This window comes from Gilvimarinus xylanilyticus, assembly GCF_024195295.1.
GTDB lineage: Bacteria > Pseudomonadota > Gammaproteobacteria > Pseudomonadales > Cellvibrionaceae > Gilvimarinus > Gilvimarinus xylanilyticus.
In genome coordinates this window covers 142,580-163,142 of the sequence record NZ_JAMFTH010000004.1, presented here as the reverse complement: position 1 = coordinate 163,142, position 20,563 = coordinate 142,580, and the positions used below count along the sequence as shown (strand labels likewise).

Annotated in this window: 19 protein-coding genes; 18 read left to right on the top strand and 1 reads right to left on the bottom strand. The window is 55.7% G+C overall.

Going from position 1 to position 20,563, the window contains the following annotated elements; all coding sequences use genetic code 11:
* Positions 1-7: 7 nt before the first annotated feature.
* The 15 genes from murA (at position 8) to M6D89_RS12730 (ending at position 13,477) form a co-directional block, all read left to right on the top strand.
* Entirely contained in the window at positions 8-1,270 is a 1,263-nt protein-coding gene (gene murA / locus M6D89_RS12800) for a UDP-N-acetylglucosamine 1-carboxyvinyltransferase (protein ID WP_253968473.1), read from the top strand.
* A gap of 10 nt (positions 1,271-1,280) precedes the next feature.
* Positions 1,281-1,916 carry an ATP phosphoribosyltransferase gene (hisG, locus tag M6D89_RS12795; RefSeq protein ID WP_253968472.1) on the top strand — a complete coding sequence of 212 codons (636 nt, stop codon included), beginning with the start codon at positions 1,281-1,283 and terminating at the stop codon, positions 1,914-1,916.
* A 41-nt stretch (positions 1,917-1,957) separates the two neighbouring features.
* Positions 1,958-3,262 (top strand): histidinol dehydrogenase, encoded by a 1,305-nt coding sequence (hisD, locus tag M6D89_RS12790; protein ID WP_253968471.1) that lies wholly within the window; start codon positions 1,958-1,960, stop codon positions 3,260-3,262.
* A 119-nt stretch (positions 3,263-3,381) separates the two neighbouring features.
* Positions 3,382-3,864 (top strand): transcriptional regulator NrdR, encoded by a 483-nt coding sequence (nrdR, locus tag M6D89_RS12785; protein WP_253968470.1) that lies wholly within the window; start codon positions 3,382-3,384, stop codon positions 3,862-3,864.
* Between the two features lie 3 nt (positions 3,865-3,867).
* Complete coding sequence (gene ribD / locus M6D89_RS12780; RefSeq protein WP_253968469.1) at positions 3,868-5,025, top strand: bifunctional diaminohydroxyphosphoribosylaminopyrimidine deaminase/5-amino-6-(5-phosphoribosylamino)uracil reductase RibD; 1,158 nt, start codon at positions 3,868-3,870, stop codon at positions 5,023-5,025.
* Positions 5,026-5,039: 14 nt separating this feature from the next.
* Positions 5,040-5,690 carry a riboflavin synthase gene (locus M6D89_RS12775; RefSeq protein ID WP_253968468.1) on the top strand — a complete coding sequence of 217 codons (651 nt, stop codon included), beginning with the start codon at positions 5,040-5,042 and terminating at the stop codon, positions 5,688-5,690.
* 62 nt (positions 5,691-5,752) lie between these two features.
* A complete protein-coding gene (gene ribBA, locus M6D89_RS12770; protein ID WP_253968622.1) occupies positions 5,753-6,871 on the top strand; it encodes a bifunctional 3,4-dihydroxy-2-butanone-4-phosphate synthase/GTP cyclohydrolase II in 1,119 nt (372 codons plus the stop codon).
* Positions 6,872-6,891: 20 nt separating this feature from the next.
* A complete protein-coding gene (ribH, locus tag M6D89_RS12765) occupies positions 6,892-7,359 on the top strand; it encodes a 6,7-dimethyl-8-ribityllumazine synthase (RefSeq protein WP_253968467.1) in 468 nt (155 codons plus the stop codon).
* A complete protein-coding gene (nusB, locus tag M6D89_RS12760) occupies positions 7,359-7,811 on the top strand; it encodes a transcription antitermination factor NusB (protein WP_253968466.1) in 453 nt (150 codons plus the stop codon). Before ribH ends, nusB begins: the two co-directional genes overlap by 1 nt.
* Positions 7,812-7,819: 8 nt before the next feature.
* On the top strand, positions 7,820-8,800 hold the full coding sequence (gene thiL / locus M6D89_RS12755) for a thiamine-phosphate kinase (protein ID WP_253968465.1): 981 nt from the start codon (positions 7,820-7,822) through the stop codon (positions 8,798-8,800).
* A gap of 14 nt (positions 8,801-8,814) precedes the next feature.
* Positions 8,815-9,312 (top strand): phosphatidylglycerophosphatase A family protein, encoded by a 498-nt coding sequence (locus tag M6D89_RS12750; RefSeq protein ID WP_253968464.1) that lies wholly within the window; start codon positions 8,815-8,817, stop codon positions 9,310-9,312.
* A 28-nt stretch (positions 9,313-9,340) separates the two neighbouring features.
* On the top strand, positions 9,341-9,976 hold the full coding sequence (locus tag M6D89_RS12745; RefSeq protein WP_253968463.1) for a retropepsin-like aspartic protease family protein: 636 nt from the start codon (positions 9,341-9,343) through the stop codon (positions 9,974-9,976).
* A 16-nt stretch (positions 9,977-9,992) separates the two neighbouring features.
* Positions 9,993-10,598 (top strand): GTP cyclohydrolase II, encoded by a 606-nt coding sequence (ribA, locus tag M6D89_RS12740; protein WP_253968462.1) that lies wholly within the window; start codon positions 9,993-9,995, stop codon positions 10,596-10,598.
* An 11-nt stretch (positions 10,599-10,609) separates the two neighbouring features.
* Complete coding sequence (gene dapB / locus M6D89_RS12735; protein WP_253968461.1) at positions 10,610-11,416, top strand: 4-hydroxy-tetrahydrodipicolinate reductase; 807 nt, start codon at positions 10,610-10,612, stop codon at positions 11,414-11,416.
* 159 nt (positions 11,417-11,575) lie between these two features.
* Positions 11,576-13,477: an acyltransferase family protein gene (locus M6D89_RS12730; protein WP_253968460.1), complete on the top strand. Its 1,902-nt coding sequence runs from the start codon at positions 11,576-11,578 to the stop codon at positions 13,475-13,477.
* Between the two features lie 85 nt (positions 13,478-13,562).
* On the opposite strand, the gene M6D89_RS12725 is transcribed toward M6D89_RS12730, so the two are convergent.
* Positions 13,563-15,239: an LTA synthase family protein gene (locus tag M6D89_RS12725; RefSeq protein WP_253968459.1), complete on the bottom strand. Its 1,677-nt coding sequence runs from the start codon at positions 15,237-15,239 to the stop codon at positions 13,563-13,565.
* A gap of 403 nt (positions 15,240-15,642) precedes the next feature.
* On the opposite strand from M6D89_RS12725, the gene carA reads away from it, so the two are divergent.
* The 3 genes from carA to greA all read left to right on the top strand — a co-directional run bounded on the left by carA (position 15,643) and on the right by greA (position 20,542).
* Entirely contained in the window at positions 15,643-16,782 is a 1,140-nt protein-coding gene (gene carA / locus M6D89_RS12720) for a glutamine-hydrolyzing carbamoyl-phosphate synthase small subunit (RefSeq protein ID WP_253968458.1), read from the top strand.
* 65 nt (positions 16,783-16,847) lie between these two features.
* Positions 16,848-20,069, top strand: a complete 3,222-nt coding sequence (gene carB, locus M6D89_RS12715; RefSeq protein WP_253968457.1) for a carbamoyl-phosphate synthase large subunit — start codon at positions 16,848-16,850, stop codon at positions 20,067-20,069.
* On the top strand, positions 20,066-20,542 hold the full coding sequence (gene greA, locus M6D89_RS12710; protein ID WP_253968456.1) for a transcription elongation factor GreA: 477 nt from the start codon (positions 20,066-20,068) through the stop codon (positions 20,540-20,542). The genes carB and greA overlap by 4 nt, the downstream gene beginning before the upstream one ends.
* Positions 20,543-20,563: the final 21 nt, after the last annotated feature.

Genomic DNA, 20,563 nt, shown 5'->3' with positions numbered 1-20,563 from the left:
GTAGCCCATGGATAAACTGATGATTAGCCGTGCCGGCCCCTTAAATGGGGAAATCCGGATTTCCGGCTCGAAAAACTCGGCGCTGCCTATTTTGGCCGCGACCCTGCTGGCGGATGGCCCGATACACATCTCCAATCTGCCGCATTTGAATGACATTACCACCATGCTGGCGCTGCTGCGCTGCATGGGGGTAGGTGTGATGATCGACGAGCGCATGTCGGTCGAGATCGACGCCAACGCCATCAACGACTTTACCGCGCCCTACGAGCTGGTAAAAACCATGCGCGCCTCTATTTTGGTGCTGGGACCCATGCTCAGTCGCCATGGGGTGGCCAATGTGTCCTTCCCGGGTGGTTGCGCGATCGGTTCGCGTCCGGTGGATATCCACTTGCGTGGCCTAGAGGCGATGGGCGCCACGATTGAAGTCGACGAGGGTTATATTCGTGCCCGCACCGACGGCCGCTTAAAAGGCGCGCATATCTTTATGGATACCGTCACCGTGGGCGGTACCGAAAACCTGCTGATGGCCGCCGTGCTGGCCGAGGGTCGCACCGTGCTGGAAAACGCCGCCCGCGAACCCGAAGTGGTAGATTTGGCCAACTGTCTGGTGGCCATGGGGGCGAATATTCAGGGTATTGGCACTGCGACTCTGACGATTGACGGTGTGGAAAGCTTAAAAGGCTGCCGTTACAACGTTATGCCCGACCGTATCGAAACCGGCACTTATCTGGTGGCGGCGGCCACCACGCGTGGCAGTATCCGCTTAAAAGACACCCGCGACGATATTTTGGAAGGCGTGTTGTTAAAGCTGGAAGAAGCGGGCGCCCACATTGATACCGGTGTGGATTGGATCAGTCTGGACATGAAAGGAAATCGCCCGCGTGCGGTCAGCCTTAAAACCGCGCCCTATCCCGCGTTCCCCACGGATATGCAGGCGCAGTTTACCGCCATGAATGCGGTGGCCGAGGGCTCAAGCTCGGTGACCGAAACCATCTTTGAAAACCGCCTGATTCAAGTGCACGAGCTAAACCGCATGGGGGCCAAAATTACCCTGCAGGGCAATACGGCCTTGATCGAGGGGGTAGAGACCCTGCGCGGCGCGCCGGTGATGGCAACAGACTTGCGAGCTTCGGCCAGCCTGGTCATTGCCGGTATGGTGGCCGACGGTACCACCTTGGTGGACCGGATTTACCATATCGATCGCGGCTATGAATGTATTGAAGAGAAATTGCAAATGCTGGGGGCGAATATTCGCCGCGTGCCCAACTGAGTAAAACGCCATGAGTGAAATGATTACCATCGCGCTGACCAAAGGGCGCATTTTAAAAGAGACCTTGCCGCTGTTGGCGGCGGCGGATATCCATCCCGAAGAAGATATCGACAAAAGCCGCAAGCTGGTGTTTGCCACCAATAAACCCGATGTGCAGCTGCTGGTGTTGCGTGGCGCCGATGTGCCCACCTATGTGCAATTCGGCGCGGCGGATATGGGAATCTCCGGCAAAGACACCCTGATGGAAAACGGCGCTGACGGCCTCTACGAGCCTTTGGATTTACAGATCGCCAAATGCCGTTTAATGACCGCCGCGATTAAAGAAGCCCCGGCCAAGCCCGGGCGCCTGCGCGTCGCGACCAAGTACGTCAATATCGCCAAGCAGTATTACGCTACCCAAGGGCGGCAAGTGGATATTATCAAGCTCTACGGCGGTATGGAGCTGGCGCCCATTATGAATTTGGCCGACGAGATTGTGGATATTGTCGATACCGGCAATACCCTCAAAGCCAATGGACTGGAGGCGCGCGAGCATATTGCCGATATCAGCTCGCGCCTGATCGTCAACAAGGCTTCCATGAAAATGAAGCACGTGGGCATTCAGGCTATTATTGACGGTATATCCGGAGCGCTAGCCCAAGAGTAAGCAAGTCACACAAACACAATCAAGGTACGACAAAAGACGCCATGACCGACGCATTGATTACCCGTCTCAATTACCAAGACACCGACTTTACCGGCAAGCTTGACGCACTGCTCGCCTGGGATTCGGTGTCCGACCACAAAGTGGCCGACGCTGTGGCGGATATTCTGCATCAGGTGAAAACTCGGGGTGACGCTGCGGTGGTGGAATACACCAACCGGTTTGATCGCCGCGACGTGCAATCTTTTGCCGAGCTGGTGGTGCCGCCCGAAGCGCTGCAAAAGGCGCTTGAGAGTATTGGCGCCCCCGAGCGCGAGGCTCTGCAAGAGGCAGCGCGCCGGGTGCGGGTCTATCACGAGCACCAGCGGCAGGAGTCCTGGCGCTACACCGAGCCCGACGGCACCGTGCTGGGCCAGCAGATTACCCCCATGGAGCGGGTGGGGCTGTATGTGCCAGGTGGCAAAGCCTCTTATCCGTCATCCGTGTTAATGAACGCCATTCCCGCCAAGGTCGCCGGGGTGGATGAGCTGACCATGGTGGTGCCCGCCCCCGATGGCGAGTTAAACCAGATGGTGTTAGCCGCTGCCGCAATCGCCGGAGTCGACCGGGTAATTACTGCCGGTGGTGCTCAGGCGGTGGCCGCTCTGGCTTATGGTACCGAGACGGTCGCCAAGGTGGATAAAATAGTCGGTCCCGGCAATATTTTTGTCGCCACCGCTAAGCGCGCGGTGTTTGGCCAGGTGGCTATCGACATGATTGCCGGCCCCTCAGAGATTCTGGTGTTGTGCGACGGCCAGACCGATCCCGATTGGATTGCCATGGACCTGTTCAGCCAGGCAGAGCACGACGAGCAGGCGCAGTCTATTTTAATCAGTCCCGATGGCGAGTTTTTGGATAAAGTGGAAGCCGCCATGGCGCGCTTGCTCCCCGAGATGTCTCGCGAACCCATTATTCGCGAGTCTCTGCGCAATCGCGGTGCCCTGATCAAAGTCGATACCATGGATCAGGCCATTGCCTTGTCCAACCGCATTGCCCCCGAACACTTAGAGGTGTCGGTGGCCGACCCCGATACACTCTTGCCGCAGATTCGCCACGCCGGTGCGATTTTTATGGGGCGCCACACCCCGGAAGCGCTGGGCGATTACTGCGCTGGCCCCAATCACGTCTTGCCCACTTCGGGTACCGCGCGCTTTAGCTCGCCATTGGGGGTCTACGATTTCCAAAAGCGCAGTTCGATTATTTACGCCTCGCCCGAGGGCGCCTCAACTTTGGCGCACACGGCGGCCACTTTGGCACGCAGTGAGGATTTAGAAGCACACGCGCTGTCAGCGGATTATCGCAAGCGGTAAACGTTGCTGAACGCTGAACTCGGGTGCTGGGGCGTTACATTTTTGGCGGCGCTTTATGCTACTATGCGCGCACTTTGCGCCATTTGCCGACCAACTGTCGCCCTAACGAGGCAAAATTCATGCACTGTCCATTCTGTAGCGCCGAAGAAACCAAGGTGATTGACTCCCGGCTGGTGGCCGAGGGGGATCAGGTGCGCCGTCGGCGTGAGTGTTTGGCCTGCCATGAGCGCTTCACCACTTACGAAATTGCCGAGCTGGTGATGCCGCGTATCATCAAGCAAGACGGTACCCGCGAGCCTTTCGACGAGGCAAAAATGCGTGCGGGTTTGCAGCGAGCCCTAGAGAAACGCCCGGTATCGGTCGAGTCTATCGAGACCGCCATTGCCAATATTAAGCACTTTTTGCAGGCCACCGGCGAGCGCGAAGTGCGCTCGCGCAGGCTGGGCGAAAAAGTGATGGACGAGCTGCGCGAGTTGGACGAAGTCGCCTATGTGCGTTTTGCCTCGGTCTACCGCAGTTTTAAAGATTTACACGAATTTCGTCAGGAGATCGATCGCCTGGAAGGGCAAGAACGCGAGCCCGAGCCCTCCAGCCAGCCCTAACTTATGTCTGTCAGTTCGCAATCTCACAGTGTCCATATGGCCGAGGCGCTCAGCTTAGCGCGCCGGGGCCTGACCACCACAACCCCCAATCCCGCCGTCGGCTGTGTGTTAGTGCGCGACGGTCGGGTGATCGGGAGCGGTTGGCATCGCGCCGCCGGTGAACCCCACGCCGAAATTAACGCCCTGCGCGATGCGGTGGATGCAAGCGGCGGTGATATTAACGATCCGGCTGCGCGCCGCGGCGCCTGTGAGGGCGCCGACTGCTACGTTACCCTCGAGCCCTGCAGCCACACCGGCCGCACCGGCCCTTGCGCCCAGGCGCTGGTAGAGGCGGGTATCGTGCGGGTGATTTACGCCATGGAAGACCCCAACCCCGAAGTCTCCGGCGCGGGCTTTGCCTTGTTGCGCGAGGCGGGCATCGAGGTGATCGGCCCGGTGCTTGAGGACGAAGCTTTGGCGCTTAACCGGGGGTTTGTAAAACGCATGACCCGGGGCCTGCCGCTGGTTAGCTGCAAAATGGCGATGAGCCTGGATGGACGCACCGCCATGGCCAGTGGCGAAAGCCGCTGGGTGACCGGGCGCCGGGCGCGTGAAGATGTGCAGCGTTTGCGCGCGGCCAGCTGCGCCATTGTGACCGGGGTGGATACCGTGCTGCTGGACGATGCCAGTTTGACCGTGCGCGCCGAAGACTGGCCCGAAGCGCCCGCGCAAGAACAGATCCGTCAGCCGCTGCGGGTTGTCTTGGACACCACCGGACGCTTACCGCCCGATGGCGCCCTGTTTCAGACGCCGTCGCCGATATTGCTGGTGCATACCCGCGAGGTAGATACCGCGGGATGGCCCGAACATGTTGAACATATTGTATTGCCTGAGCGCGAGGGCGGTGTGAATCCCTACGCCCTATTGCGCGAGCTGGGTAAGCGCGGCTGCAACCGGGTGCTGGTTGAGTCGGGCGCTAAGGTTGCCGGTAGTTTTTTGCGTATGGGCATGCTGGACGAAATGATCATTTATATGGCGCCCAAACTGATGGGCAATCGCGCCCGGGGTTTGTTTGAGTTGCCCGTGGACGCCATGGCCGGGCAGCTGCCTTTAAAAATTACCGACATGCGCGCGGTAGGCCAGGACTGGCGCATTACCGCCGTCCCAGATTTTGATTCCTGAGAGCGAGACAGCCAGTGTTTACAGGTATTATTGAAGCGGTAGGTGAGGTCGTCGAGGCGACCCCGCAAAGTGGTGATTTACGCCTGCGTATCCGCACCGGCAAGCTGGACTTAGCGGATGTCGCTATGGGCGATTCTATCGCCACCAATGGTGTTTGCCTGACGGTGGTGGGCTTGCCCGGCGACGGTTTTTACGCCGACGTCTCCCGCGAGAGCTTATCGCTGACCACCATCGGCCGGTGGCGCCCCGGCCAGACGGTCAATTTAGAAAAAGCGCTGTTGCCCACCACGCGTTTAGGTGGGCATATCGTCAGCGGCCATGTGGATGGTTTAGGTGAAGTGGTGCGGCGCGAAAAAGACGCGCGCTCCGAGCGCTTTCGCCTGCGCGCGCCCGAGGCGCTGGCGCGCTATATTGCTCACAAAGGCTCCATTACCGTGGACGGCACCAGCTTAACGGTGAATAAGGTTGAAGGGGCCGAATTTGAGCTCAATATTGTGCCCCATACCCTGGCCGAGACTATTATGGGACGTTACCAGGCGGGCTCGCAGGTTAACTTAGAGGTAGACGTACTGGCGCGCTATCTCGAGCGGCTACTGCAGGGCGCCGAAACATCCGCGCCCAGCGGATTAAGCGTCGAGTTTTTAGCCGAGAATGGCTATAAATAGCCGGTTCAACGCGCCCGGGTATCAACGATTGAGCAAATTCCATGAACGAAAAGCAGGCCCCAATGCAACTGAATACCGTTGAAGAGCTAATAGACGACTTGCGTCAGGGCAAGATGATCATCTTAATGGATGACGAAAACCGCGAAAACGAGGGCGACCTGATCATGGTGGCCGAGCAGGTGCGCGCCGAAGATATTAACTTTATGGCCAGCCATGCGCGCGGTTTGATTTGCCTGACCATTACCCCAGAGCGTTGCACCCAGCTGGGTTTACCCTTAATGGTGCAGGACAATAAGGCCAAACACTCCACCAACTTTACCACCTCGATTGAGGCGGCCGAAGGCGTTACCACCGGTATTTCCGCCGCCGATCGGGCCCGTACTGTCCGCGCCGCTGTGGCGGGCAATGCCAAGCCCGCGGATATTGTTCAGCCCGGGCATGTGTTTCCCATTGTCGCTCAGCCCGGTGGGGTAATGAGTCGCGCCGGTCACACCGAAGCCGGTTGCGATATGGCCCGCATGGCCGGGTTTGACGCCTCGGCGGTGATTGTCGAGGTGATGAACCCCGACGGCTCTATGGCCCGGCGGCCCGAGCTGGAACAGTTTGCCCAGACCCACGGCCTTAAAATTGGCACCATTGCCGATTTGATTCACTACCGCGCCACCAAAGAGCAAACCGTAGAGTGTATTAACCGCCGTCAGGTGTGTACCGAATACGGCGAGTTTGCCCTGCACACCTACAAAGATACCGCTCGCGGCGATTTGCACTTTGCTATGGTAAAGGGCGAGCTTGAGCCCGAAGACGACACCCTGGTGCGGGTGCATGTGATGGACACTGCGCGAGACTTATTGGCGATTAAACGCCCGGCGGTGGATGGCGTTTGCTCCTGGACCTACGGCGAGGCGCTGGCGCGCATCGAGAAAGAAGGGCGCGGCGTGCTGGTGCTTATCTGTCACGACGAGTCCACCGCCGATGTCGAGGAGTCCATCGACTGGCTGCTGTCGGGCCGCCAGCAGCGGCGCAGTCCCGATGTGGTCTATAAACAGGTGGGCACCGGTTCGCAAATTCTGCGCGACCTGGGGGTGCGGAAAATGCGGGTGATGTCCGCGCCCATGCGTTTCTCGGCGCTGTCGGGTTTTGATTTAGAGGTGGTCGACTATGTCGGCCCCGATAACAGTTAATTGATTATTGAGACATACTTATGAGCAAGCACATTATTGAAGGTGATTTTTCCGCCTCTAAGGGCAAGTACGCCCTGATCGTCAGCCGCTGGAACAGCTTTGTGGTCGAGAGCTTAAAAGAGGGCGCCCTGGATACTCTGCGCCGTCACGGTATTAGCGATGACAGTGTCACCATTTACTATGCGCCGGGCGCGTTTGAGTTCCCCTTGGTGGCGCAAAAAATTGCGGCCAAAGGCGAGTACGACGCCATTATCGCGCTGGGTGCGGTGATTCGCGGTGGCACCCCCCACTTTGATTATGTCGCGGGCGAGTGCACCAAAGGTCTGGCTCAGGTGTCTCTGAATGCTGGCGTTCCCATCACCTTTGGGGTCTTGACGGTCGACACCATCGAGCAGGCCATCGAGCGCTCGGGCACCAAGGCCGGTAACAAAGGCGTTGAGGCGGCCTCTACCGCACTGGAAATGGTTTCTCTGTTGGGTAAGATTTAATGAGCGACAATGGTATCTCTCCATCGGCGCGCCGCAAGGCCCGCCACTACGCCGTGCAGGGCTTGTACGAGTGGAAAATGTCCGGCAACAGCATCAATATCATTGAGGCGACCTTTCGTACCGATTACGATATGAAGCATGTGGATGTCGCCTACTTTCACGAGTTATTGCATCAAATTCCCGCGCGCTTGGATCAGGTCGAAGAAGTTTACCTGCCCCACCTGCAAGAGCGTAGCGGCGAAGAGCTGGACCCGGTGACCGAGGCTTTGCTGCGCCTGGGCGCCTACGAGCTTAAGTTCCGCATTGATGTGCCCTACAAAGTGGTCATTAACGAAGCCGTGGCTCTGGCGAAAAAATTCGGCGCTACCGACAGCCACAAATTCGTTAATGGCGTGCTCGATCGCGCCGCAGCCGATGTGCGTGGCTTAGAAGTCAAAGCGCAAAAAGGGTAGGCAGCTCTGTGCCCGTGGGTGAGTTCGAGCTGATCGATCAATACTTTCGCCCACCGGCGGATAAGCCCGATGGCGCGGGTGTGGTGCTGGGCATTGGTGATGATGCTGCGATTGTTGAGCCCGACCCCGAACAACAGCTGGTGGTTGCTGCCGATACTCTGGTGTCGGGAGTGCATTTCCCCGAGGGTGCCGACCCCGAATTTGTGGGTGAGCGCTCGCTTCGCGTAAACCTCAGTGATATTGCCGCCATGGGCGCCACGCCCGCCTGGTTTACGCTGTCGTTAACTCTGCCCCAAGACTGGTCGGAGCAGGAGCGTGGCGACTGGGTTGCGGGCTTTAGCCGCGGGTTGCGGCGGGTGTCTGAGGCTTTTAAATGCCCGTTAATCGGCGGTGATACCACTAGCGGCCCTTTGAATATTGCCATCCAAATGATTGCTCAAGTGCCTCCCGGCCAGGCCTTGCGCCGCGACGGCGCTGCGGTGGGAGACTTTGTGCTGGTGACCCATACGTTAGGCGATGGCGCGGCTGCGTTAGCAAGCTTTACCGACAGTGCGGTTTTTAGTGATGAGCAGCGGGATTATCTAAGCCAACGCTTCTACTGCCCCGAGCCGCGCATCAAAGAAAGCGTGATCTTACGGGCACTGGCCTCCAGTGCTCAGGATGTCTCGGATGGACTGTTGGCCGATTTAGGGCATATTTGCGCCGCTAGCGATGTCGGCGCCGAGGTGGATGTCGAGTCATTGCCTATCAGTGCTGCGGCGCAGGCGCCGGGGCAAGCGCAGGGACGGCAATGGGCGCTTAGCGGGGGCGATGATTACGAGTTGGTGTTTACCCTGCACCCCGACAAGATGCCCGAGTTTGCCATGGCGCAGGCGCGCGGAGAGATTCAGGCATCGGTGATTGGTCGGATTGTCGCCGGCGCTGGTGTACACTGCCTGCTCGATGACCAACCTTATTCTGTGGAAGCTGAGGGCTTTCGCCACTTTTAGACCTCGGTGACATCATGAATCGCGCAGAAAGACTTCCCAAGCCCAGTATTCGCCAGCTATACACTCAGGCCAGCCATTTTTTTGCTTTTGGTTTTGGCTCGGGCATGGCCCCCAAGGCGCCGGGTACCTTCGGTACTTTAGCGGCGATACCGATTTTTTGGTTAGTGGCTGATCTGAGTCTACCGCTTTACCTTTTGTGGTTGGCGGTCACTTTTGCCCTGGGGGTGTACTGGTGTGATCGCAGCTCCAAGGCGCTACAGGTGCACGATCATCCCGGTATTGTCTGGGATGAAATGGTGGGCTATTGGCTAACCATGTTTTTGGCCCCCGCCGGGCTGTTATGGATGTTGGCGGGTTTTGTTCTGTTTAGGATTTTCGATATTTTAAAACCCTGGCCCATCGGCGCCATTGATCGCAAGGTGCACGGTGGTCTGGGCATTATGCTGGATGACATTTTGGCCGCAGTATACGCGTGGTTATGTTTGCAGGCTCTGGCCTGGTGGCTCAACTAATCTAAAGCGTTTTGGGAGGGAAAAGGATATGCCCCGATTATTGTTGTTGCTTTGTTTTTGCTGGTTTTGTGGTGCGACTCAGGCAGCCGATTTGAGCGCAAAAATGTTGGCCAAAGGATCGGCGCTGATTGAGGTGAACGGCGCTCAGAGAATGCTGCGGGCGGGGCAGACCAGTCCCGAAGGCGTAACGCTTATCAGCGCTTCGCGCAGCGGTGCCCGGGTTGAGTATCAGGGTCAAACTTACGATCTGACCCTGCAAAAGCATATTGCCACCTCGTTTGAGCAGGCGGAAAAAGCCGAGGTGCGCATAGCTAGCGGCCGCGGAGGTCACTACGAAGTGGCCGGGCGTATTAATGGCGTGGCGGTGGATTTTATGGTGGATACCGGCGCGACTTCCATTGCCATGAACAGTCAGCAAGCGCAAAGACTGGGTATTAACTATTTGGCGGGCGACCAGACTCGGGTCAGTACCGCCAACGGTATTGCGACCGCCTACCGGGTGTGGTTGGACAAAGTCTCGGTGGGCTCGGTCGAGGTCAAGCACGTTGAGGCCGTAGTGATTGTGGGCCGCTCTCCCCATGTCATATTACTGGGCAACAGTTATTTAAGCTTGGTGGATATGAGTACAGACAACGGCGTACTGGTTTTGCAGGCACGCCACTAACGCAAGAGAAAGTTCGGTGACCATACGTTTTGTAGAATCCTCTAAATTGCCTACGCCGTGGGGCATGTTTGTAATGCACGGCTTTAGCGACGACTCGCTGGATAAAGAGCATGTGGTGCTGACTATGGGCGAGGTGAGCGATGGCGAACCAGTGCTGGCTCGGGTGCATTCCGAGTGCCTGACTGGCGATGCCCTGTTCAGCATGCGCTGTGATTGCGGGCCCCAGCTGCAGGCGGCGATGCATAAAATCTCCATTGTCGGGCGCGGCGCCATCTTTTATCTGCGTCAGGAAGGGCGGGGCATTGGTCTGCTCAATAAAATTAAAGCCTATCACCTGCAAGATTGTGGCGCCGATACCGTCGAGGCCAACGAACAGTTGGGCTTTGGCGCGGATATGCGCGATTACAGTATCCTCAAGCCCATGTTGGATCACTTGAATATTCACGCTCTCAAGTTGATGACGAACAACCCGCGCAAAGTGACGGCACTGGAAGATATGGGCATTAAAATCGCCGAGCGAATCCCCCACCAGACGGGCCGCAACCCGCACAATGCCAAATACCTGGAAACCAAAAAAGGTAAACTTGGCCATCTGTTTGAAGACGACAGCGAATCCAAATAAAGGTTAATCACATGACAACTCGAATTGCCGTGACCGGTGCCGCCGGTCGTATGGGAAAAATTTTAATTGAGGCGGCGGTAAAAGCGGACAACGCCGAACTAACCGCCGCCATCGTGCGTCCGGGAAGCTCGTTAACCGGGGCCGATGCCGGCGAGCTGGCGGGAGTGGGCAAACAGGGGGTGACAATCGTCGACAATCTAGCCGATGTTATCGATGAGTTTGACGCTATTATCGATTTCACAACCCCCCAGGCTACGTTGGATAACGCCAAGCTGTGCGCCGAATACGGCAAAGCCATGGTGATTGGCACCACCGGTTTCAGCGATGCGGAAAAAGACGCGCTACTCGCCTATCAAAACAAAATCCCACTTTGTCTGGCTGCCAATTACAGCACCGGCGTCAACCTGTGCTTTAAATTGTTGGAAACCGCTGCACGTGTTATGGCCGCCGAGTCCGACATTGAAATTGTCGAGGCACACCATCGCCACAAGGTGGATTCCCCCTCTGGCACCGCCCTGCGCATGGGGGAGGTTATCGCCGATACCACAGGTCGCAACTTAAAAGACGTTGCCGTCTACGGCCGCGAAGGCATCAGCGAGCCACGCGATCGCGACACCATCGGCTTTGCCACCGTACGCGGCGGCGATGTGGTCGGCGAGCATACCGTTATGTTTTTAGCCGACGGTGAGCGCGTAGAGATTACCCACAAAGCCTCCAGTCGGTTGGCGTTTGGTTATGGCGCTGTAAGGGCGGCCGGCTGGTTGTTTACGAAAGATAGTGGTCTGTTTGATATGCAGGATGTACTTGATATTAAATAACAGCCCCGAGCAAGCGCACTCATACTGCACTCGCCGCTGGTCATATGAGTTGGCGCTTTCAGCGCTACCCTCCAATTTTGGTATGTTTCGAACGGCGTTAAACATTCGGACTTTTCAGCCGTTTGCTGGCTCAAGCTGGCGTATAGGAAGATAAAAATAGTGAACTCTCAAGTAACGGCCCCATCGGCTAAGCAACCTTACTTTCCACATATTGACGGGCTGCGAGCGATTGCAGTATTGAGCGTCATCCTGTTTCACCTAGAGTTTGTGCTTTTTTCAGGTGGGTTTATCGGTGTCGATGTCTTTTTTGTTATTTCGGGTTACTTGATTACTGCGCATATTCGAACGGCCGTTACACAGGGTTACTTTAGTTTCAAATGGTTTTACGCTAAGCGTGCGCGAAGACTTTTGCCCGCCATGCTGCTGACCCTTGTGGCTACACTTGTTGTGGCTTGGTTTGTATTGCCCGCTTCAAATCTGGAGCGGCTTGCCAAAGAAAATATTTTCGCTTTGTTTTCGGTATCTAATGTTCTGTTTTGGAGCGAATCTGGATATTTTGATACCGCATCTACGCTCAAGCCTCTATTGCATACATGGAGCTTGTCAGTAGAAGAGCAGTTTTATCTTTTTTGGCCCCTTCTTTTATGTTTTGTCAAAAAAGAAAGGTCTGTTTTTTTACTACTGGTTGGACTGGGGCTTATCAGCTTAGTGGCGGCGCAACTGTGGGTTGAGCAACACCCCGAATTAGTATTTTATATGATGCCCTTTCGCATCACTGAGTTTGCCTTTGGTGGTGTACTTGTCTGGTTGGTGGGAAAAGGAACGGTTAAGGCCCTGCTGGGGGAGGTTCTAACGTTCCTGGGGCTGGTTGCTGTTATTGTTCCGGTGTTTATGTTTGATGAGTCGACTCTTTTCCCCGGTGTGATGGCGGTTATTCCTTGTGTGGGGACCGCTTTGGTTATCGCTTACGGTGGTCAGGCGCGAGTGGCTGCGTTGTTACGTTGGTCGCCTATTGTGTATATCGGTTTAATATCCTATTCGCTATACCTCAATCACTGGCCTTTGATTGTTATTTATAAACATGTTGCTCATCAATTTGCGGTGGCTGATAAGCTTTGGTTGTTGGCTGCATCTGCAGCATTAGCGGTGGTGATGTATCACTTTGTAGAAACACCTTTTCGCCGCAAAACAACAATTATTTCCAAGCGTTTTTTTGCCCCGCTGGCAACCGGCACGGCGCTGGCGGTTTTGGGTGCCTCAGTGTGGACATTGGTGCAGGATGGGTTTCCGGAGCGCCACGCTCGTACTCAACTGCTGGAAAGTGATATTGAAGCCGGTAAGCAGCGCCGGTTTCAACTTGTGTCGGCAGATTGCAGAGAGCGAGGTTGGAGTGAGTGCAAGATGCCATCGGCGAACAGAGAGCAAAATGTGTTGATTATTGGGGATAGTCATACGGTGGATGCGTATAACATTCTTCGTACGGCTTATCCGGAACGGTATTACGTTAATAAATCTCTTGGCGGTTGTCCGCCTACAGTGGGTGGAACGCTCTATGATATATGGGCGGGGTGGTCCAAATTACAAGAGTGCGATCAGCTGAACCAGGAGCGGTTGGCACCGGAGTTTCTGCGGCAGTTCGACACGGTGGTCATCGCTGTGTATTGGGGGCGGTACCAGCCTGAACATTTAAGTGAAACCCTTCGCTATCTTGAGAAAGAGGCTGATCTCGATGTTGTCGTGTTTGGTAACTTTTTAGCATTGCATAAACCGATGCCCGATTTGTTTAATCTAGGTGTTGACCCCAGAGAGGCTCCCGATACGGTGAAGAGCTTCGCTCTGTTTGAGGATAAACTGCAGGCATTGTCCTCCCAGCAACCGTATCGGTTTGTCAGTAAGCAGTTACTATTGTGCGCTGATGAAGATTTGCGAAGCTGCCAAATGGATTATTCGGGTGAGCTGTTTAGTTATGATGATCATCATATGAGTTATGAGGCCGCCGTTAAGGCCGGTCAGGTGCTGCGTGAGCGGGCTCCTACCTGGGATGACTTTTTACAGCATTAGAGCACCTCTAATTAATACAGGCATGCCTCTGTGGCTCAATCGAGAAAGCACTATGCTGCGTCAGTTGGCCCGTAAAATTTTACTGTTACGGGCTGGCCTCAATGGTGGTGTAAAGGTTGTCGATCTGCAGGGCCTCAATGACAGGGGCGAGTTCGTCGTTTGACTCCTCCTGTTGGCTAAGCTCGATGGCGTGGGCTAAGTAATGGTATTTGGTGTGCTCTACCAACCCTGCCAGCGCTAATGACCACACCCCTAGTTCGTAAGTCGCTTTTGGTAGCCAGCTGACGTTTAATGGGTAGTTGGCAAAGGCGAGGGCCGGTGTTTTTTGTTGCCATGCAGGTTTGCCGTTTTTGAAAGTCCGCTGTTTGAATAAATGTTTCAAATTGGGCAGGTGATCACCAAAAAATACTACCAGTGTCGGCTGTTCTTTTTGTTCTATCGCGCTCTTCAGGTGGTGAACAGCCCTGCCGGCATTTTGTGCATGGTAAATATACTCGCGCCACTGCGTTGCCGCTTTAGTGTTAGTTCCCTCGGGAACCTTTACGGCATCTCTGCGCTGCAGGTCGACAACCTCCCGCTTGGGGAAGGGGCCATGCCCCTCCATGGAGATGGCAAACACAAGCTGTGGAGTATCGCTTGCGGCTAGGGTGGTCTGAATGCGCCGCAACAGCTCTGCATCCGATACCCAGACCCCATCTAATTCCGGTTTATCGAAGTCGGCCCTACTGATAAATTTGTCAAATCCGAGTAGTGGCATAGCTCTGTCGCGCTGCCACATGCTGGCGTGATTGGGGTGAATCGCCGTAGTTTGATACCCCAGCGCTTTGAGTGACCACACGATGGAGCTCATATTGTGGTGAACAACTGACACATAAGGGTAATCTTTTGTGCCTAGTGCGTGAAAAGGAGTGCTGGTTAGCACTTCAAACTCTGTGCGCGTGGTGTTACCACCAAAGGTGGGCACTTCGAGGCTGGTGTGCAGCGATTCGTTGAGCAAGGAGCAGTATTCGGGCAAATATTCGCAGGTTTTGATGTCGTGAAGAATGCCTGGATCAAAAAAGCTTTCCGCCAGCCAGACGACAATATCGGGCTTAGCCTCGTTTGTAATTGGGGTACGTGGCGGCGATTTGGCCAAAAATGAGTCGAGCGTTTGCCGATCTACCTCGGGGAGGTGAATTTGCGCTGAGCGGGCACCAGAGGTGATGGCAGCCAAAAGCCCCTGCGCCTGGGTTTTGCTTTGAGTGTCCCAAGGCTTAGCGCCGTGAGCGTGTGGGCCGTACAGCGAGTTAGGGCTGTATTGCTTGTGACTAATGCCAATAAAGCACAATAGGGCTGCCACAAGGATGGGTGCACCTATCAACCATCGGTCGGCCTTTTCCCAATAGGCAATAGCGACAATAAAAGTGATACCGATGGCTATGACGGGAATAAGCCAAGTAGGAGCGTAAAGTGACAAGAGGTTCCAGTTAGTTACTGTTTGCCATGCTAGGAAGGTGTCGGCAAACTTAAGGCTTTGGTGCAAGTGTTCAATTTTCAGGTGATGCGCGGCAAAGATGAGTCCCAGTGTTCCGGCTGTTAGGGCTGCGGATGTCCACAGTCTTCTGGTTAACCCGTAAAAAAGCCCGAGTGCAGCGATTGCTGGCAGCAGATTAGCCAGCTGTTTGACGGGGGTGTCGAAAATTTTTAGGTGGTGGTCAAGAGCTAAGCCCAAAAGGTAAATGAATGCTATGGCGGATAGTGCCCTGATGATGTGCTTGCTCAACGGTTTTTTCTCCTCCTGAGATTGGTAAAAAGAATAGGTGTCACTAAAAACGGGCGATTATAACGAATATGACAAATCGATGACATTGTTCAGGTGTCAGTGCTTTCATCTGGAGTTGTGTTTCTGGCAGCGGGACAAACGGTTGGAGAAAGGGGTAAGTTAAGTTGGACAAAAAGTAGAGATTCACCTAGAATACACGGTTAGTTGTATTAACCCAAGCCGCGCCAGCGGTCGCCATAGAACAGTGAACAATAAGCGAGATGAAGCCCCATGTTTCATCTCGCTTTTTTGCAACTTGCGGCCGGGCTTTAATTATTCCGACGAGATGTAGCTGCGCAAACGCACCCGGCTGGTGTGGTCGTCTCGCTCGGCATAAAGAAAGTGAAATCTTGAGGAGGTTGACTTGATTACAGGGCCCCAAAGACCCGCTCTGCTCGTACTTGAAGACGGCAGTGTTTTTAAAGGTACCGCCATCGGCGCCGACGGCCTGTCGGTGGGCGAGGTGGTGTTTAATACCTCCATGACCGGCTATCAGGAGATCCTCACCGATCCTTCTTACGCCCGTCAGATCGTGACTTTGACCTATCCCCATATCGGCAATACGGGCGCCACGCCTGAAGATGAAGAATGCAGCACCATCTGGTCCGCGGGCCTGGTGATTCGCGACCTGCCGGCGCGTTCAAGCAACTTCCGTCAGACCCAGAGTCTGGATGAGTACCTTAAGGCCAAAAATGTCGTGGGCATTGCCGATATCGACACCCGCCGCCTGACCCGCCTGCTGCGTGACAAAGGTGCGCAGAGTGGCTGTATTGTCGCGGGGGATATTGACGAGGCTAAAGCAATTGAGGCCGCTAAAGCTTTCCCGGGCCTTAAGGGCATGGATCTGGCGAAAGAGGTTAGTTGCACTAAGCCCTATCGCTGGACTGAAGGCACCTGGAAGTTGGGCGAAGGCCATCGCGATGTGGTAGAGACTCGCTTTAAGGTGGTGGCTTACGATTATGGTATTAAAGCCAATATCTTGCGCATGCTGGCCGATCGCGGCTGCGATATTACCGTGGTGCCCGCACAAACTCCGGCCAGTGACGTGTTGGCGATGAAGCCAGACGGCGTATTTTTGGCCAATGGCCCGGGCGATCCAGAGCCTTGCGATTACGCCATTGCCGCGATTAAAGAGATTCTTGAGACTGATACCCCCGTATTTGGTATCTGCTTGGGGCATCAGTTGCTGGCCCTGGCTTCGGGTGCCAAGACCTTGAAAATGAAGTTCGGCCACCACGGCGGCAACCACCCGGTACAGGATACCGAAACCGGACGGGTGATGATTACCGCACAGAACCATGGTTTTGCCGTAGATGCGGCGAGCCTGCCGGCCAATCTTAAGGTGACCCACAAGTCGCTGTTCGATGGCACCTTGCAGGGTATTCACCGCACCGATAAGCCGGCGTTTAGCTTTCAGGGGCACCCCGAAGCAAGCCCGGGCCCTCATGATGCCGACGGTCTGTTTGACCACTTTATTGAATTGATGGAGAGCGCGAAACGGTGACGGACAGCGCACGCCGCAAGACGACGCCTTGAACCCGTTAAACCGATTCTGACAGCGAGACCGACATGCCAAAACGTACCGACATTAACAGCATTTTGATTCTGGGCGCGGGCCCTATCGTTATCGGCCAGGCCTGTGAGTTTGACTACTCCGGCGCCCAGGCCTGTAAAGCCCTGCGCGAAGAGGGTTACCGGGTGATCCTGGTGAACTCCAATCCCGCCACCATTATGACCGATCCGGCCATGGCCGATGCCACCTACATTGAGCCGGTCGAGTGGGAAACGGTTGCTAAAATCATCGAAAAAGAGCGCCCCGACGTCGTGCTGCCCACCATGGGCGGACAGACCGCGCTTAACTGTGCCCTCGATTTGGCCAAGCACGGGGTGTTGGAAAAGTACAACGTTGAGTTGATTGGCGCTAAAGAAGAGGCCATCAACATGGCCGAGGACCGCGACCTGTTCGACAAAGCGATGAAGCGAATCGGCCTTGAATGCGCCCGCGCCAAAATCGTTCACTCGATGGAAGAGGCCAAAGAGGTCCCCAAAGAGTTCGGCTTTCCCTGCATTATTCGTCCGTCTTTCACCATGGGCGGTTCGGGCGGCGGTATCGCCTACAACTGGGAAGAGTTTGAAGAGATCTGTACTCGCGGCTTAGATTTGTCGCCCACTAACGAGCTGCTGATTGACGAATCGCTGCTGGGCTGGAAAGAGTACGAAATGGAAGTTGTGCGCGATAAAAACGACAACTGCATTATCGTCTGCTCGATTGAAAACTTTGACCCCATGGGCGTACACACCGGCGACTCTATCACCGTTGCTCCGGCCCAGACCTTGACCGATAAAGAGTTGCAAATCATGCGTAACGCCTCGCTGGCGGTGTTGCGCGAAATCGGCGTGGAGACTGGTGGCTCTAACGTGCAGTTCGCGGTTAATCCGGATAACGGTCGCCTGGTGGTGATTGAGATGAACCCGCGGGTATCTCGTTCGTCGGCGTTGGCCTCTAAGGCCACCGGTTTCCCGATTGCCAAGGTCGCCGCCAAGCTGGCGGTGGGTTACACCTTGGATGAGCTGCAAAATGAAATTACCGGTGGTGCCACTCCAGCCTCGTTTGAGCCATCTATCGACTATGTGGTTACCAAAATTCCGCGTTTTACCTTCGAGAAGTTCGGCGATGCCGATGCCCGTTTGACCACCCAGATGAAGTCGGTGGGCGAGGTGATGGCCATTGGTCGCACCCTGCAAGAATCTATGCAAAAAGCCCTGCGCGGCCTGGAAGTGGGCTCGGCGGGCTTTGAGTCCAAGCTGGACCTAAATGCTGAAGAAACACCCGCACGCATCCGCCGCGAGCTGACGACTCCAGGCGCCGAGCGTATTTGGTATGTGGGCGACGCCTTCCGCCTAGGAATGACCGTGGATGAGGTGTTTGAAGCCTCCAAAATTGACCCCTGGTTCCTGGAGCAGGTGCGCGAGCTGATCGAGCTGGAGCAAAAAGTGCGTACCGCCAAGCTCAGCGACCTGACCGCAGACGACCTGCGCTTGCTGAAGCGTAAAGGCTTCTCCGATAAGCGTCTGGCGCTTCTGTTGGGCGTTAAAGAGGCCAAGGTGCGCGCCGCGCGTCACGCTCAGGATATCCGCCCAGTCTTTAAGCGGGTAGATACCTGTGCGGCCGAGTTCGCAACCTCTACCGCGTATATGTACTCAAGTTATGATGAAGAGTGTGAGGCCGACCCCAGTGGTAAGCCGAAGATTCTGGTGATCGGTGGCGGCCCTAACCGCATTGGTCAGGGTATCGAGTTTGATTACTGCTGTGTGCACGCCGCTCTTGCGATGCGTGAAGATGGTTACGAGACTATCATGGTTAACTGCAACCCCGAGACAGTCTCCACCGATTACGACACCTCAGATCGCCTGTATTTCGAGCCCATCACCTTGGAAGATGTGCTGGAAATTGTGCACAAAGAGCAGCCTAAAGGCGTGATTTTGCAGTTTGGCGGCCAGACGCCGCTGAAGCTGGCGCGCGCCCTGGAGGCCGAAGGTGTACCGATTCTGGGGACCAGTCCCGACGCTATCGACCGCGCCGAAGACCGCGAGCGCTTCCAGCAGATGATTGAAAAGCTGGACCTGCTGCAACCGCCCAACGCGATTGTACGTTCACTTGAAGAAGCGCTGATCAGTGCCGAGAAAGTGGGCTATCCGCTGGTGGTTCGTCCATCCTACGTTTTGGGCGGCCGGGCAATGGAGATTGTCTACAAAGAAGAAGAGCTGCGCACCTATATGCATTCGGCGGTTAAGGTTTCCGAAGACGCGCCTGTGTTGCTGGATCACTTCTTGAGTGCCGCGATTGAAGTGGATATCGACGCCGTTTCCGACGGTAAAGAAGTCGTGATTGGCGGCATTATGCAGCACATCGAACAGTGTGGCGTTCACTCTGGTGATTCTGCCTGCTCTCTACCGCCTTACTCGCTGCCCGCTGAAGTGCAGGACGAAATGCGCGCTCAGGTAAAAGCCATGGCACTGGAGTTGGGTGTAGTGGGTTTGATGAACACCCAGCTGGCCTGGCAAGACGGCAAAATTTACGTGATTGAGGTGAACCCGCGCGCCTCGCGCACCGTGCCTTTTGTGTCCAAGTGTGTAGGTGTGTCGCTGGCGAAAGTGGCGGCGCGCTGTCAGGCGGGTATCTCGCTCGCCGAGCAGGGCTTTACCGAGGAGATCGTACCGACCTGTTACAACGTGAAAGAGGCGGTGTTCCCCTTTAATAAATTTCCGGCGGTGGACCCGATTCTGGGCCCCGAGATGAAATCCACCGGTGAGGTTATGGGCGTGGGCGCCACCTTTGGCGAGGCCTACGGCAAAAGCCAGCTGGGCGCCAATAGCCGCCTGCCCACCGGCGGCCATGCTTTTATCAGTGTGCGCGATGTCGATAAGCCGGGCGCCGTTGCCATGTGCCAAGAGCTGATTGATCTCGGCTTTAGCCTGGTGGCTACCCGCGGTACCGCCAAAGTGCTTGAGGGCGCCGGTGTCAGTGTGGGTGTGGTGAACAAGGTGGGCGAAGGTCGCCCGCATATTGTGGATATGATCAAAAACGACGAGATCGCTTTGATTATTAACACCACCGAAGGTCGCCAGGCCACCCGCGATTCGGCCTCTATCCGTCGCAGTGCCGAGGCCCATCGAGTTTACTACACCACCACCTTGGCCGGTGGCGAGGCGGTTTGCATGGCGCTTCGCACCAGTAATGAAATTGAAGTTCGCCGCCTGCAAGACTTGCATAAGGAGGCCGCACAATGAATAAAGTCCCCATGACCGTCGAGGGTGCCGACGCCCTGCGCGCCGAGCTTAACGACCTTAAAAAGGTTCAGCGCCCACGCATTATCGAGGCGATTGCCGAGGCCCGTGAGCACGGTGACTTGAAAGAGAACGCCGAATACCACGCCGCGCGCGAGCAGCAGAGCTTTTGCGAAGGGCGTATTCAGGAGATTGAGGGTAAGCTGTCGAATTCACAAGTCATTGACGTGAAGGCGATTCCGCACTCGGGCAAAGTGATTTTTGGCACCACAGTCACCATTGTGAACGTGGAAACTGACGAGGAGAAAGTCTATCGCATCGTGGGTGACGACGAAGCCGATGTGAAGGTGAATAAAATCTCCATCAGCTCGCCCATCGCCCGCGCCCTAATCGGTAAGGAAGAGGGAGATGTGGTGATGGTGAAAGCGCCCGGCGGCGACGTCGAGTACGAAATTGATAAAGTAGAGCATATTTAAAGGGGCTAAGCCCCTTTGCTG